12 protein-coding genes are annotated in these 14,063 nt (G+C 61.1%); 3 read left to right on the top strand and 9 right to left on the bottom strand.

The window, feature by feature from the left end; all coding sequences use genetic code 11:
* Positions 1 to 33: 33 nt before the first annotated feature.
* From gabT to ACLB1Z_RS14570, 7 genes are all read right to left on the bottom strand, one after another.
* Positions 34 to 1,329, bottom strand: a complete 1,296-nt coding sequence (gene gabT, locus ACLB1Z_RS14600; RefSeq protein WP_409560494.1) for a 4-aminobutyrate--2-oxoglutarate transaminase — start codon at positions 1,327 to 1,329, stop codon at positions 34 to 36.
* A gap of 93 nt (positions 1,330 to 1,422) precedes the next feature.
* Positions 1,423 to 2,877 carry an NAD-dependent succinate-semialdehyde dehydrogenase gene (locus tag ACLB1Z_RS14595; RefSeq protein WP_409560493.1) on the bottom strand — a complete coding sequence of 485 codons (1,455 nt, stop codon included), beginning with the start codon at positions 2,875 to 2,877 and terminating at the stop codon, positions 1,423 to 1,425.
* Positions 2,878 to 2,896: 19 nt separating this feature from the next.
* Entirely contained in the window at positions 2,897 to 4,384 is a 1,488-nt protein-coding gene (locus ACLB1Z_RS14590; protein ID WP_409560492.1) for an aldehyde dehydrogenase, read from the bottom strand.
* 12 nt (positions 4,385 to 4,396) lie between these two features.
* Positions 4,397 to 5,743 (bottom strand): glutamine synthetase family protein, encoded by a 1,347-nt coding sequence (locus ACLB1Z_RS14585; RefSeq protein ID WP_409560491.1) that lies wholly within the window; start codon positions 5,741 to 5,743, stop codon positions 4,397 to 4,399.
* Positions 5,740 to 6,492, bottom strand: coding sequence for a gamma-glutamyl-gamma-aminobutyrate hydrolase family protein (locus tag ACLB1Z_RS14580; protein ID WP_409560490.1), 753 nt, complete (start codon positions 6,490 to 6,492; stop codon positions 5,740 to 5,742). The genes ACLB1Z_RS14585 and ACLB1Z_RS14580 overlap by 4 nt, the downstream gene beginning before the upstream one ends.
* Complete coding sequence (locus tag ACLB1Z_RS14575; protein WP_409560489.1) at positions 6,489 to 7,874, bottom strand: aspartate aminotransferase family protein; 1,386 nt, start codon at positions 7,872 to 7,874, stop codon at positions 6,489 to 6,491. Before ACLB1Z_RS14575 ends, ACLB1Z_RS14580 begins: the two co-directional genes overlap by 4 nt.
* 75 nt (positions 7,875 to 7,949) lie before the next feature.
* Positions 7,950 to 8,099 (bottom strand): hypothetical protein, encoded by a 150-nt coding sequence (locus tag ACLB1Z_RS14570; protein WP_013948367.1) that lies wholly within the window; start codon positions 8,097 to 8,099, stop codon positions 7,950 to 7,952.
* Positions 8,100 to 8,229: 130 nt separating this feature from the next.
* Here ACLB1Z_RS14570 and ACLB1Z_RS14565 point away from each other — a divergent pair, with 130 nt between their 5' ends.
* The 3 genes from ACLB1Z_RS14565 (at position 8,230) to eutC (ending at position 11,190) form a co-directional block, all read left to right on the top strand.
* Complete coding sequence (locus ACLB1Z_RS14565) at positions 8,230 to 8,919, top strand: TetR/AcrR family transcriptional regulator (RefSeq protein WP_409560488.1); 690 nt, start codon at positions 8,230 to 8,232, stop codon at positions 8,917 to 8,919.
* A 107-nt stretch (positions 8,920 to 9,026) separates the two neighbouring features.
* Positions 9,027 to 10,412 (top strand): ethanolamine ammonia-lyase subunit EutB, encoded by a 1,386-nt coding sequence (locus tag ACLB1Z_RS14560; protein ID WP_409560487.1) that lies wholly within the window; start codon positions 9,027 to 9,029, stop codon positions 10,410 to 10,412.
* Between the two features lies 1 nt (position 10,413).
* Entirely contained in the window at positions 10,414 to 11,190 is a 777-nt protein-coding gene (gene eutC, locus ACLB1Z_RS14555) for an ethanolamine ammonia-lyase subunit EutC (protein ID WP_409560486.1), read from the top strand.
* A 506-nt stretch (positions 11,191 to 11,696) separates the two neighbouring features.
* Here eutC and ACLB1Z_RS14550 read toward each other — a convergent pair.
* Complete coding sequence (locus tag ACLB1Z_RS14550) at positions 11,697 to 12,464, bottom strand: SDR family NAD(P)-dependent oxidoreductase (RefSeq protein ID WP_013948362.1); 768 nt, start codon at positions 12,462 to 12,464, stop codon at positions 11,697 to 11,699.
* Positions 12,465 to 12,579: 115 nt separating this feature from the next.
* On the bottom strand, positions 12,580 to 13,761 hold the full coding sequence (locus ACLB1Z_RS14545) for a PQQ-dependent sugar dehydrogenase (protein WP_409560485.1): 1,182 nt from the start codon (positions 13,759 to 13,761) through the stop codon (positions 12,580 to 12,582).
* Between the last annotated feature and the right edge of the window lie 302 nt (positions 13,762 to 14,063).

Here is a 14,063-nt window from a genome sequence, read left to right as displayed (position 1 = left end):
CGGGGAGCCAGCCGCCGAAAGCGAGTCCAAATATCAAGCTACCTTGGTGACGGCGTCGGTGAGTGCCGATTCGAACACGTCCATGCCCTCGCGAACGAGTTCGTCGCTGGCAGTCAGCGGCACCAGGAAGCGAATGACGTTTCCGTACGTGCCGCACGAAAGAAGAATGAGGCCGCGGTCGCTCGCCGCCTTGAGCAATGCGCTCGTCAATTCCGGCGCCGGTTCGCCGCTCGCCTTGTCTTTCACAAGCTCGACCGCGCACATGGCGCCGAGGCCGCGGACGTCGCCGATGCAGTTGAGGTTCGAATTGGCCTGCAGCGCCGAGCAGCGATCCATGATGATCTTGCCGATTGCGTTGGCGCGGTCGCAGAGCTTCTCGTCGTGAATGACGTCGAGCACGGCATGGGCCGACGCACACGCGACCGGATTGCCTGCATAAGTGCCGCCGAGGCCACCGGGATTGGAAGCATCCATGACGTCCGCGCGGCCGACGATCGCCGACAGCGGCATCCCGCCCGCGAGGCCCTTCGCCATTGTGACGACGTCGGCCTTCACGCCGAAATGCTCCATCGCGAACATCTTGCCAGTACGTGCAAAGCCCGTCTGGATTTCATCCGCGATCAGCAGAATACCGTGGTCGTCACAAAGCTCGCGCAGTGCGACCATGAATTCCTTCGGCACGATATTGAAGCCGCCTTCGCCTTGCACCGGCTCGATGATGATACCGGCGATGTTCGACGGATCGACCGAATGTTTGAACAGCGACTTCAGGCTGCGGATGCTCTGTCCCGTGCTGCCGCCGTGGAAGACGTTCGGGAATTCGACATTATAGACGTCCGGCGGAAACGGTCCGTAGCCCTTCTTATAAGGAACGACCTTGCCCGTCAGCGCCATGCCCATCAGCGTGCGGCCATGGAAGCCGCCCGCAAACGAAACGATGCCGGGACGTCCTGTGAATGCGCGCGCCACTTTGACGGCGTTCTCGACGGCTTCAGCACCCGTTGATGCCAGCATCGTCTTGGCCGGACCGGCGATTGGAGCAATGGCGTTGAGCCGTTCCGCAAGGCTCACATAGTTTTCGTACGGCGTCACCTGGAAGCAGACGTGACTGAAAGCCTTGAGCTGCTCCTCAATGGCCTTGATGAGGCGAGGGTGCTGATGGCCTGTGTTGACGACCGCGATGCCCGCACCGAAATCGATATAGCGCTTGCCGTCCTCGCTCCAGATCTCGGCGTTCTTCGCGGTCTTGGCAAAGATTTGCGTCACGTTTCCGACGCCGCGTGGGACAGCGGCGACGCGACGGGCCTGAAGCTCGGCTGAGGTAGCCATGGACGATCCTTCGTGGTTCGATGGGTGAGCGAAAGAGGGTTCAATGCTTTTTCGGCGGAGCATTAATCGAAATGCCCCGCCGAAACTTGACTGCTAGGCGTTGATGCCGCCAAGGGCGATCATTTTTGTCTCGAGATATTCGTTGAGGCCTTCGTCCGCGCCCTCGCGGCCGAGACCCGACTGCTTGATGCCGCCGAACGGCGCGACCTCGTTCGAGAACACGCCTTCGTTGACGCCGATCATGCCGGCTTCGAGTGCTTCAGCCACGCGCCAAGCGCGCGAGACATTCTGGCTGAAGAGGTAAGCCGCGAGGCCAAACGGCGTGCTGTTGGCGATGCGGATCGCGTCGGCTTCCGTCTCGAATTTGATGAGCGAGGCGACCGGCCCGAAGATCTCTTCGTTCGCGATCGTCATGGCGGTGGTGACACCAGTCACGATGGTCGGCTCGAAGAAGAGCGCGCCGTGATTGTCCGGCTTGCCACCGATCTCGATCTTGGCGCCTTCGGAGACCGCACCGGAAAGCAGCGACTTCACCTTGTCGATGGCTTCCGCATTAATCAGCGGTCCGACCGTCGATTTGGCATCACGGCCGGGCGCCACGACGAGCTTCGCGGCTTCCTCTTTCAGGGCTGCAACGAACTTGTCGAAGATGCCTGCCTGCACGAGGATGCGGTTGGCGCAGACGCACGTCTGGCCCGCGTTGCGGAACTTCGACGCCATCGTTCCGGCGACCGCCTGCTTCAGATCGGCATCGTCGAAAATGATGAGCGGCGCGTTGCCGCCGAGTTCGAGCGTCAGCTTTTTGATGGTGTCGGCACACTGACGATAGAGAATGCGGCCGACTTCCGTCGAGCCTGTGAACGTCAACTTGCGCACGCGGTCATCCGCCGTCAGCACCTTGCCGATGCCGGGGCCGTCCATCGTCGTGATGACGTTGAATACGCCCGCCGGAACACCTGCGTCCTGCGCGAGCTTCGCAAGCGCCAGCGCACACAGCGGCGTCTCTTCCGACGGCTTCACGACGATCGTGCAACCGGCAGCCAGGGCGCAGCCAACCTTGCGGGTGATCATCGCGATCGGAAAGTTCCACGGCGTAATCGCCGCGCATACGCCGATGGGTTGCTTGATCGTGAGGTAGCGGCGCGAAGCGACCGTCGTTGGGATCGTGTGCCCGTAGGCGCGCTTTCCTTCTTCCGCGAACCACTCGATGAACGACGCGCCATAAGCGACTTCGCCGCGCGATTCCGTCAGCGGTTTGCCTTGCTCGGCCGTCATCAACTGAGCAAGCGCTTCGGTATCCGCGATGATGAGGTCGAACCACTTGCGCAGGATTTGCGCGCGTTCCTTTGCGGGCTTCGCGGCCCATGCCGGGAAGGCCTTGTGCGCGGCGTCGATGGCGCGCTTTGCGTCGTCGGGCGTCAGGTCCGGCACATCGACGAGCTTTTCGCCCGTCGCCGGATCCACGACCGGAAATGTCTTCTTTGAGGTGACCCACTCGCCGTCGATGAAGGCGGCGGAGGGGAAGGGCGTCGATGGCTTTACGTTCATTTCACTGCCTCCGGGGGCGTCAGAGTGTGATCGAGACCGATTTCAAATCGGCATACTTATGTAGTGCGTGCAGAGAGCGATCGCGACCGAAGCCCGATTGCTTGAATCCGCCGAACGGCATCGTGATATCGCAGCTGTCCCAGCCGTTGATCCAGACCAGTCCGGCGCGGATCTCGCGGGCGGCGCGGTGGGCCAGCGTGATGTCCTTGGTCCAAAGACCGGCGGCGAGGCCGTAGTTCGTATCGTTGGCGATGCGGATGGCGTCGTCTGCTTCGGTGAAACGCGTGATGGCGAGCACAGGTCCGAAAACTTCTTCGCGCGCCAGTGTATTCTCAGGCGTCACGCCCGAAAACACCGTCGGCTCGACGTAGAACCCGCCGCTTCCTTCGAGCGTACGATTGCCGCCGAGGGCCAGTGTGCCGCCCTCGCGCTTCGCCGTTTCGATATAGCGGAGTGCCGTCTTCATCTGTTCTTCGCTAACCATAGCGCCCGACGTCGTCGCGGGCTCCAAGGGGTCGCCAGCAACGATTTTTCGAGCAACCGATATGAGCCGATTGGTGAAATCATCGGCTATCGCGTCCTGCACCAAGAGACGAGACCCGGCAGTGCATACCTGCCCTGAATTATAGAAGATGCCCCACGCCGCTTCCGTGGCGGCGCGGTCGAGATCGGGGCAGTCTGCGAAAACGATATGCGGAGACTTTCCGCCGAGTTCCAGGCTCACGCGCTTCAGATTGCTCTGTCCCGAATACTGCATGAGCAGCTTGCCGACCGGGCCCGAGCCGGTGAATGCAAGCATATCGACGTCATTGTGCAGCGCGAGCGCCTTGCCTGCTTCTGCGCCGAAGCCCGGAATAACGTTCAGTACACCCGCAGGAATACCGGCTTCGAGCGCCAATTCACCGAGCTTTAGCGCTGTCAGCGGCGATTGCTCCGCAGGCTTCAGAATGACGGAGTTGCCCATCGCGAGTGCCGGGGCGACCTTCCACATCGCCATGTGCAACGGGAAGTTCCACGGCACGATAGCGCCGATGACGCCCAGCGGATCGTGGACGACGAACGAGAACCGGTCCGGAGCTTCCGGCGCCACTTCGCCGTAAACCTTATCGAGCGCTTCCGCATAATAGCGCAGCGAGCGGATGGCGTTCGGAACGTCGCCGCCGAGCGCGTTCGAGATCGGCTTGCCAACGTCGAGGCTTTCGAGCACGGCGAGCGTTTCGATATCGCGTTCCATCAGTTCGGCGAGTTTGAACAGAATGCGCTTTTTCTCGCGATAATGCAGTTTGCGCCACGATCCCTCATCGAAGGCGCGGCGCGCGCTTTTGACGGCGAGATCGACATCCTCCGGCCCGCATTGGGCGACATGATTAAGGACGCGCCCGTCACGCGGAGAGACGTTGGCGAACGTTTTGCCGGAAACGCTCTCCGTCAGCTTGCCGTCGATGACGGCTTCACCCGGAATTTTGATCGATCCGGCAACGGCTTCGAAGTGTGCAAGCGATCTCATGACCGTAAAGCCTTATGCAACTTGAGCGTACCATTCATAGTCGAGCGCAGTAACGACACGCTCGAAACTGATGCGTTCGGTCTCTTTCAAGCGATAGTAGACGTCCTGGAACGCCGGGCCGAAAGACTCGCGCACGATGTCGGAGGTGCGGAACGTCTGCAGAGCGTTCACCCAGGCGGTCGGCAGTTCGTTGCCGTCGAGTTCTTCCGCATTGCCTTCCGCATGCTGCCCCGGATCGACGCCGTTGGTGATGCCATGGCGGACGCCCGCCAGGATACTTGCAATAACGAGGAACGGATTGGCGTCCGCGCCTGAGACGCGATGTTCGATGCGCGTCGCAGGCCCCGAGCAGCACGGCACGCGCAGTGCCACCGTGCGATTGTTGAAGCCCCAGTGCGCCGACATCGGCACATAGGATTCAGGCACGTAACGGCGATAGGCGTTCGCCGACTGCGCCCACACCGCCATGAAGTCCGGCATGGATGTCCGCAACCCGCCGATCGCCTGCCGGAACATTGGCGCCATCGGATCGCCCGCGAACAGGTTGTTGCCCTGCTTATCAATCAAGCTGACGTGAACGTGCATGCCGGAGCCCGTCCAATCGTGGTGCGGCTTCGCCATGAACGTCGCTTCGAGATCGTGCGCATGAGCAGCCGCCTTGACCGCGCGCTTCAAGAGCACGCCGTCGAGCGCTGCCGTCATGGCCTCGCTGTGCTTCAGATTGATCTCGAATTGACCAGGGCCGGACTCCTGCATAACCGCGTCGAGCGGCAGCCCTTGTGCCTCAGCGATGCGATAGACGTCATCGATGAACGGCCCGAGCGTGTCCATTTCCTCAAAGCCGAACGTCATGGGCCGTTCGGGATCGGCGGAGAGGCCGGGCGGCGTCACGAGGCTGAAAACGCCGTCCGGCGGGCGCTTTGTCACGTAGAATTCGAGTTCGACCGCGACGATGGGCTTCTGCCCGGCATCCGCAAATCGCGACACCTGAGCGGCAAGCACACCGCGCGGATCCATATCGCAAAGATCGACAGGCACCATTACCGCTTGACCGTGCGAGCCCTTACCGACGGGGACTGGCTTCAGCGTGCCGGACAGCACGCGGAACGGAATGTCGTGATCGCCCGTCTCCCAGAGCCGGCCTGTCTCGGCAATCGAATTGCCGCGCGGATCGAGCACGTAAACGGACGCCGGAAGCAGCAGCCCGTTCCGCGCAATGCTGACGAGATCGCCGCGCCGGATGCGCTTGCCCCGCGGCATGCCGTTCATGTCGAACAGCAGAATGTCGATCCAAGACACGCTTGGATTGGCATCAAGGAAAGCTGCAGCTTCTTCGACGGAAATGAATGTATCGGTCATGCGGCCTGGCCTTTCGCGATCATACCTCTCGCGGCGTCGCCGAAGCGGCGGAACAGCGCCAGGGATGCTGGGTTGGATGTGTATTGCCATTCGGGGTGCCACTGCACACCGAGGGAGAACGTATTGCCCGCCGCGACGCGGGCGGCTTCGACCAGGCCATCCTCAGCGAATGCCTCCGCAACGAGCGGCTTGGCGAGATCGCGGATGCCTTGCCCGTGCAGCGAGTTGACGATGATCTGATCCTGGCCGAGCCACGCCTTGAGCTCACCCTTGAGCGTCACCGGGTGGCGCGGTGCAAACATCACGTCGAAGTCCGTCACCTTCGGCTCGCGATGGTCGGCATAGCCTTCGACGGTATGAACCGCTTGGTGCAGAGAGCCGCCAAGCGCGACGTTCAACTCTTGAAAGCCCCGGCAAATCGCCATGATCGGCACCTTGCGTTCGACCGCCGCGCGGATAAGCGGCAGCGTCACCGCATCCCGGTCACGGTCGATGGCGTCCGGCAGAACGGGCTCTTCGAGGCCGTAGTTTTCAGGGTGCACGTTCGAGATCGCGCCCGTCAGCAAAATGCCCGAGGCGACATCGAGAACGGAGCCGATGTCGGAAAGGTTCTTGCCGACCGGCAGCAGCAACGGCTGGCAGTCGGCGCCCTCGGCCACGGCGGCGGAATATTTCCGCCCCGCCGCGTCCGAGGTCAGTCCGCTGACCGTCTCTGTACTGCAGGGTATGACGACGACGGGCCGCCTCATGCCGCCATTTCTCCCTGGACTGCCGAAAGCGTCTGATCAAGCGCCTTCTGGATCACGCGGCCCGCTTCCTCGAACTGCTGCTCTTCCCACGTCAGCGGCGGCGCGCACACCATCGTGTCCCAGACGGCCCGCATGATGAAGCCTTCCCGGAAGAAATGATCGCGACAGATAAGACCCACACGGCCGAGATTATCAAAGCGGCGACGCGTTTTCTTATCCGCCACGAGTTCGATCGCGCCCATCATGCCGACCGTGCGAACCTCGCCGACCAGCGGATGATCCTTGAAGCGATCAAACAGCTTCGCCAGAGCCGGGCCGGTGAATTCCTTCACTTTCGGAACGAGTCGGTCGCGCTCCATGATCTCCAGGTTCTTCAGCGCGACAGCGCACGCCACCGGATGGCCCGAGAACGTGTAGCCGTGGTTGAAATCGTCGTCCTTGGCCATCAGCGCTTCGACGATTTTGTCGTCGACGAGCACGCCCGACAGCGGGATGTAGCCCGACGTCGCCGCCTTCGCGAAGGTGATGATATTGGGCCGGATGCCGTAGAAATCCGAGGCGAACCACGTGCCGAGGCGGCCGAAGCCGGTGATGACTTCGTCGGCCAGCAAGAGGATGCCGTACTTGTCGACGATGCGCTGAACCTCCGGCCAGTAGGTCGACGGCGCGATTTTCACGCCGCCTGCACCTTGAACCGGTTCGCCCGCGAACGCCGCGACGTTTTCCGGACCGCAACGCAGAATTTCTTCTTCAATAGCCCGTGCAGCACGCAGCCCGAACGCCTCCGGCGTCTCGCCGGGGAAGGAGTCGCCGTACCAGTACGGGTCCATGACGTGGCGGAAGCCCTCATAGACTGGATAGCTGTGCGCATGCACGTGGCTCATGCCGCCCATCGAGCCCGCCGCAATGGTCGAGCCGTGATAGGCGTTCTTGCGGCTGATGATGATACGCCGCTGCGGCTGGCCCTTGAGCACCCAGTAATGACGGATCAGGCGGATCGCCGTGTCGTTCGATTCCGAGCCCGACGAACCGAAGAAGACCTGATTGAGATGCGCCGGTGCGATCTCGGCCAGCTTGCGCGCCAGCTCGACGACCGGCGGGTGCGTCGTCTTGAAGAAGGTATTGTAGAACGGCAGTTCGACCATCTGATCGTAAGCGGCCTGCGCTAGCTCTTTGTTGCCGTAGCCGATGTTCGTCGTCCAAAGGCCGGCCATGCCGTCGAGAATGCGATGGCCCTCGCTGTCGATCACATACGGTCCTTCACCTTTGACGATGACACGAACGCTGCCGCTGCCTCTCAGCGACTGATGATCGGAGAAGGGATGCAGATGGTGCTGCGCATCGAGTTGTTGGATCTGTTGCGTCTGAATACGGTTGGACACGAGGAAGCCTCCAGCAAAAAAAAATGGGAATGAGCAGGCCTTGAGGGCCTGCTGAGAACTGAGCGCTCGGAGAGTTCAGTGCGGCGTGTAGCCGATGCGCGCGCAGAGCTTCAAAAGCTCGCGCTTGGGATGGGGAATGCTGCACATGGGACGCGGCACCTCGCGGCAGTGAGCGATATCACCGCCATCGTAATAAGCCGGAAACCCGATATGCAACAGTGTCATACGCGACGTTCCCTGGGGCAAGCACGACCCGCGCCTAGCTTCGACACTCAACCATTGACACGAAAGCGTCTTGCTTCTTAGAACGCTTCGAGTGTAAAGTCTACAGTGTAGAAGTCAAGAGGCTGGACGGATGACTGAGCCAAAATCGCGGGCACGGCGGGGCGTTGAGAAATCCGAGATCCTCCAGGCGGCGTTCGATTTGTTCGCCGAGGTCGGGGAGGCTGCGTTTTCCATTCGTAAGGTGGCGGCGATCGTCGGTGTCGATCCGATGACCGTTCTGCATCACTTCGGCTCCAAGGATGAGCTGTTGCGCGCCATCGCCGATCACGGACTTCGAAGCGTTGAGATGCCGACGGCAACAGCGAACTGGCGCGACGACTTAAGAGCCGTCGCGAAGGCCTACCGGATGCTGGCTCATCATCATCCGCGGGTTTTTCCGCTGCATTTTCGCTACAATGCAACCGGTCCTGCTGACCACATTTCGAGTGAGATCGTCTACTGTGCCCTGCGTCGTGCGGGGTTGACCGATACTGCGGCGGCAGGCCTTGGCCTTGCATTCTATGCATTCGTTCTGGGATTTGCGTTGGCTGAGGCCGAGGGCCTTCTGCGCGCGATCGGCCCGGCGGAAGAGACCGAGTTGAGTGCACTCGATCCGACTATGTATCACGCCACGCAGGACCTCATTCCTGTTCTGAAGACGCTCGATCCGAGCCTTGCGTTCGAAGACTCTATGGACGTCTTCATCGCAGGCGTCGCAGATCTCGCGAAGCTCAAACCCCGTCCGAAACCGGTCGTCGAGTGCGACGCCAAGTGTGCATGAGCGAAGCTGCTCCCTGATTGGGCGGCGGGAGGCACCATTTGATGCTTGCAAGCCGCTGATTGAAGGACATTATTGAACGAGCAACCGGCGAGATTGGGAGAGCGGCCATGTATCGGGTGCACGCGGGCGGAACAACCTACACGTTTTCATCCCTGAAAGAGCTGTTGGCGAAAGCCACGCCGCCGCGCTCTGGCGACGTGCTGGCGGGTGTCGCGGCAAAGTCCGCCGCCGAGAACGTCGCCGCCAAGATGGCGCTCGCCAACGTGCCGCTGAAGCAGTTCCTTAACGAAGCCATCATTCCCTACGAAGACGACGACGTCACGCGCCTCATCGTCGACACGCATCATGGCGCGGCGTTCGCGCCAGTTTCTCATATGACGGTCGGCGAATTCCGCGATTGGCTGCTGTCAGAGAAGGCGACGCCGGAGAAGGTCTCCGCGCTGGCGCCGGGCCTGACGCCGGAAATGGTCGCCGCCGTCTCGAAGATCATGCGCAACCAGGACCTCGTGCTCGGCGCCAAGAAGGCACACGTCATCACGAAGTTCCGCGATACGATCGGTTTGCCCGGACACATGTCCGTGCGTCTGCAACCCAATCATCCCACCGACGACAAGAAAGGCATCGCCGCGTCGATGGTCGATGGCTTGATGTACGGCTGCGGTGATGCCGTCATCGGCATCAATCCGGCGAGCGACAACATCGGCGCCATCACCGATCTTCTGGTGATGATGGACGACGTCATCCGCCGCTTCGAAATCCCGACCCAGAGCTGCGTGCTGACACACGTCACGACGACGATAGACGCCATCGCCAAGGGAGCGCCTGTCGATCTCGTCTTCCAGTCGATCGGCGGCACGCAGGGCGTCAACGATAGCTTTGGCGTAAAGCTCTCGCATCTGCAGGAAGGCCGCGAAGCCGCTTTGAGCCTGAAGCGCGGCACCGTTGGCGACAACTGCATGTATTTCGAGACGGGGCAGGGATCGGCGCTCTCGGCCGACGCGCATCACGGCTGCGATCAGCAGACGCTCGAGGCCCGCGCCTACGCCGTCGCACGCCAGTTCAAGCCGCTGCTCGTCAATACCGTCGTCGGCTTCATCGGCCCGGAATATCTCTACAATGGCAAGGAGATCATCCGCGCCGGCCTCGAGGACCATTTCTGCGGCAAGCTGCTTGGCCTGCCGATGGGCTGCGATATCTGCTACACCAACCACGCCGAAGCCGATCAGGACGACATGGACATCCTGCTGATGATGCTCGGCGCTGCCGGCGTCAACTTCATCATGGGTATTCCGGGCGCCGACGACATCATGCTGAACTACCAGTCGACCTCATTCCACGATGCGCTCTATGTGCGCGAGGCGCTGGGCCTGAAACGCGCGCCCGAGTTCGACGCCTGGCTGACGAAGATCGGCGTCACCGATGCGAAAGGTCACCTCGCACCGCATCGTCCGGGCAATCCGCTTCTCACCCACGCTCAAGCATTGGCGGCGTAACATGACAGCGGATCCCTGGGCCAATCTCAAACAGTTCACGGACGCACGCATCGGCCTCGGCCGCTCGGGTTCGGCCATGCCGACGCACGAAGTCTTGGACTTCGCATTGTCTCACGCCATGGCGCGCGACGCCGTGACGACACCGATCGACTGGACGCCGATCGAAAAAGGCTTAGCCGATCTCGGTCTTTCCACGCTTCGCGTCGGCAGCGCCACGCACGACCGGTCGGAATATCTCCGCCGCCCGGACCTCGGTCGCAAATTGTCCGATCACTCGCGCGAGGCGCTGATGCGCGCCGCCGAGATGGAGGATGGCCGGCCCGATCTCGTCGTCCTCGTCGGCGACGGGCTCTCGTCGATGGCAGTTTCCGCCAATACCATTTCCTATATGGCGGCCCTCCTGCCGCATGTCGTCAAAGCCGGCTGGAAACTGTCGCCGATCTTGCTTGCCGATGACGCGCGCGTCGCGCTCGGCGACGAAGCCGGAGAGATCCTGGGCGGCAAAGCCGTGCTCGTGCTGATCGGCGAGCGTCCCGGCTTATCGTCGCCCGACAGCCTCGGTGTCTACATCACCTTCTCGCCGCGCGTCGGTATCAAAGACGCCGACCGCAACTGCATCTCGAATGTGCGCCAGCGCGGACTGTCCTATGAGGAAGGCGCCTTCAAGACCGCATGGCTCCTGCGCGAAGCCTTCCGTCGCGGCCTGACGGGCGTGAACCTCAAGGACGAATCTCAGTTCCTGATCGAAGGCCAGAAAGGCCCCGAGCAGATCAAGTGATTGGTATAAGTTGATAGGGGGACGGCACTATAAGCGTCTGTCCCGCTCCACCAACCTCTGAGGCTAGTCCGGGACTAAGCAAAAACTCGCGACCGTCGTATTGTGAACCTGGGCACGTCCAAGCGCATCGGTAACAATCTTGCAGCTCTTTTTCTTTCTCGACTATCATCAATGTGCCCCGCAGCATACCACCGTGCATTGTGAGAGACACGCCATTGCCGACAACGAATTGGAAGTCGATGGGCAGGGGTACCGTACCGGAAACTAACAAGTCTGATGTGTAGCCTTCGCGTGTAATATCGATGATCATCGCCAAAGCCCCTATGATTTAAATAATCGGCTCGACATGGGCGATAAGGGCGGTATTGCAAGGCGAAATAATAAATTTAAATCGGTGCGTAAGCGCAAAATTCTCCTTTGCAAGAGGGGTTACAGGGCGATTCGCTCGGGTCTCAGCGGATCGCCCCAATGCATTTGTGAATTTAGTCCGAAGACACTTAATCGTATCACACCGCCGTAAAGCAGTTATCGACGAAGATGGACGCGCCGTTGACGAAGCTCGCTTCGTCGCTGGCAAGGAAGAGAGCCGCGTTGGCCACTTCTTCCGGCTTGCAAAGACGGCCCTGCTGCACGGCGAGCGCTTCCTCTGATGCGTCAACGCCGAGCTTTTGCAGCTCCGCCACTTCACGCAGTCCGTGTGGCGTCGCGACGAAGCCCGGTGCAACGGCGTTGCAGCGAATGCCCTTGTCGCGATATTCGACCGCAATCGACCGCGCAAACATATGGCAGGCAGCTTTCGACGTATTGTAAGCCGTCTCGAGCGGCGTCGCAGCGATCGCCGAAATCGACGACGTGCACACGATGGAGCCGCCGCCCATCTCGATCATGCCCGGCAGGACGGCCTTCGTCATGAGGAACATGCTCGTGACGTTGATGCCCATCAGCCATTCCCATTCCTTCAGCGTCATTTCGAGGAACGGCTTGATGATGATCGTGCCCGCGTGATTGAACAGCACGTTCGCCTGCCCAATGGCCGACGTTACCTTGGCGACGGCGTCGTTGACCTGGCCTTCATCCGCGACGTCCGCAGCCGCGAACACCGCCTTGCCCCCGGCGTTGTTGATCTGATCGACGATGGCTCGTCCTTCTTCCTCCCTCCGGTCGATAACGCCGACCGTGGCGCCTTCGGCCGCGAACAGCAGCGACGACGCCCCGCCCATTCCCGTCGAGCCGCCTGAGATGATCGCAATCTTGCCTTTGAGCCGGTCTGCCATCGTCAACACTCCTTGTCGTAGTCGTTTGGCTGAGCGGGTGTAACAGAAACGGGCCGGATCGTTTGATCCGGCCCGTACGATTTCTTGACATCTGACAGCGTGCCGCGGCGCGGTCTTACTGCGGCTTCATCCTGGCGAGCAGATCGGTGGTCGGCTCGAGCCGGAAAAGGGCCGCCTCGCTGCTGTCCTGCAGCAGGTAGATATAGCCATCGGGCCCGATTGCGACGTCGCGGATGCGCCCCATCGTATGATGCAGGTAGCGCTCTTCTTTCACGACGCGGCCGGAGTCGATGTGCAGCCGGATTAGGCATTCACCCGCGAGCGAGCCGATCAGGAAGTCGCCGCGCCAGTCGTCCGGCATGATGTTCCCGTAATAGGAAACGAGGCTTGCCGCGGCGACCGAAGGCACCCAGTAGTGAACAGGGTCGATCAGCCCAGGGGCTGACGTCTTGTCCGAGATGATGGTCTCGTCGTAGTTGGTGCCGTAGGTCACGAGCGGCCAGCCGTAATTGCCGCCGGCCTTGATGAGGTTCAGCTCATCGCCGCCCTTCGGGCCTTGCTCGATCGCCCAGATCTGACCGTCGCCGACATTGCCGATGATGCCCTGAGGGTTACGGTGGCCGTAGCTGTAGATCTCCGGTAGTGCATCGGCGCGTCCAACGAACGGATTGTCCTCGGGGATCGAGCCATCGACGTTGATGCGGATGATCTTGCCGCCGTCGTCCAGCAGGTTCTGCGCCCGCTCCATCTGGAAGCGATCGCCGATCGTCAGATAGAGCTTATGGTCGGGACCGAACGCAAGGCGGCCGCCGATCTGATCGAGGCCCTTCGCAGCCGGCCGGCTTTCGAAAATAACCCGATTGTCGATAAGCGAATTGCCATCGAGTGTGGCACTCATAATACGGATTGTGCCGGCTTCCGCAGTCCCGTGCATATAGGTCAGGAATAGACGGTGATTGTCGGAGAAATCGGGATCGACCAAAACGTCGAGCAATCCCGAATGGCTGCAGCACAGAACTGTCGGTACGCCGGAAATCGGCTGCGACTGTAATTGATCGCCGATGACGACGCGCAACCGGCCTGGCCGCTCGGTGACGAGCATGCGGCCGTCGGGCAGGAAGGCCATCGACCAAGGGCTTTCGAGCTTGTCGGCAACCTTGCGTAACTCATAGGGAAAATCCTTATCCGCGACGTCGCGCGGATCTTCCGGCGGCTGCAGGGCGTCGACCCGCGGCTCGTCCGAACCAATCTCCGCCCGGCTGACGTCCGGCGTTCCCAGGAGGAGAGCTGCGAACAACGCTGTTACGAAACCGGAGTGAATTCCGAGGCGCCTTCCAAGGGCTAATGTTCTATTTTCCAATTTGCCCCATCCCACAATGAAAAATCCGCCGTATGCGGATTTGTGATAGTTTTAAGACTATTCGGAATGTGGGCGTGAGCAAGCCCAAAAAATGAACGTTCAGTCACCCGCTTAGCTTAGGAGAGTTCGCGTATCTTGCGCACGTGTCTTTCCGTCCTAATACCGCACGTGCAGACCAAAGTTCCACGTCGGATGAATGCGTTAAGCTGAGGACCATGCCGCGGCCTTTGCCGTGGGGC

This window comes from Hyphomicrobium sp. MC8b (genome assembly GCF_905067615.1).
Classification (GTDB): domain Bacteria; phylum Pseudomonadota; class Alphaproteobacteria; order Rhizobiales; family Hyphomicrobiaceae; genus Hyphomicrobium_B.
This window is presented reverse-complemented; position numbering and strand designations above follow the sequence as displayed.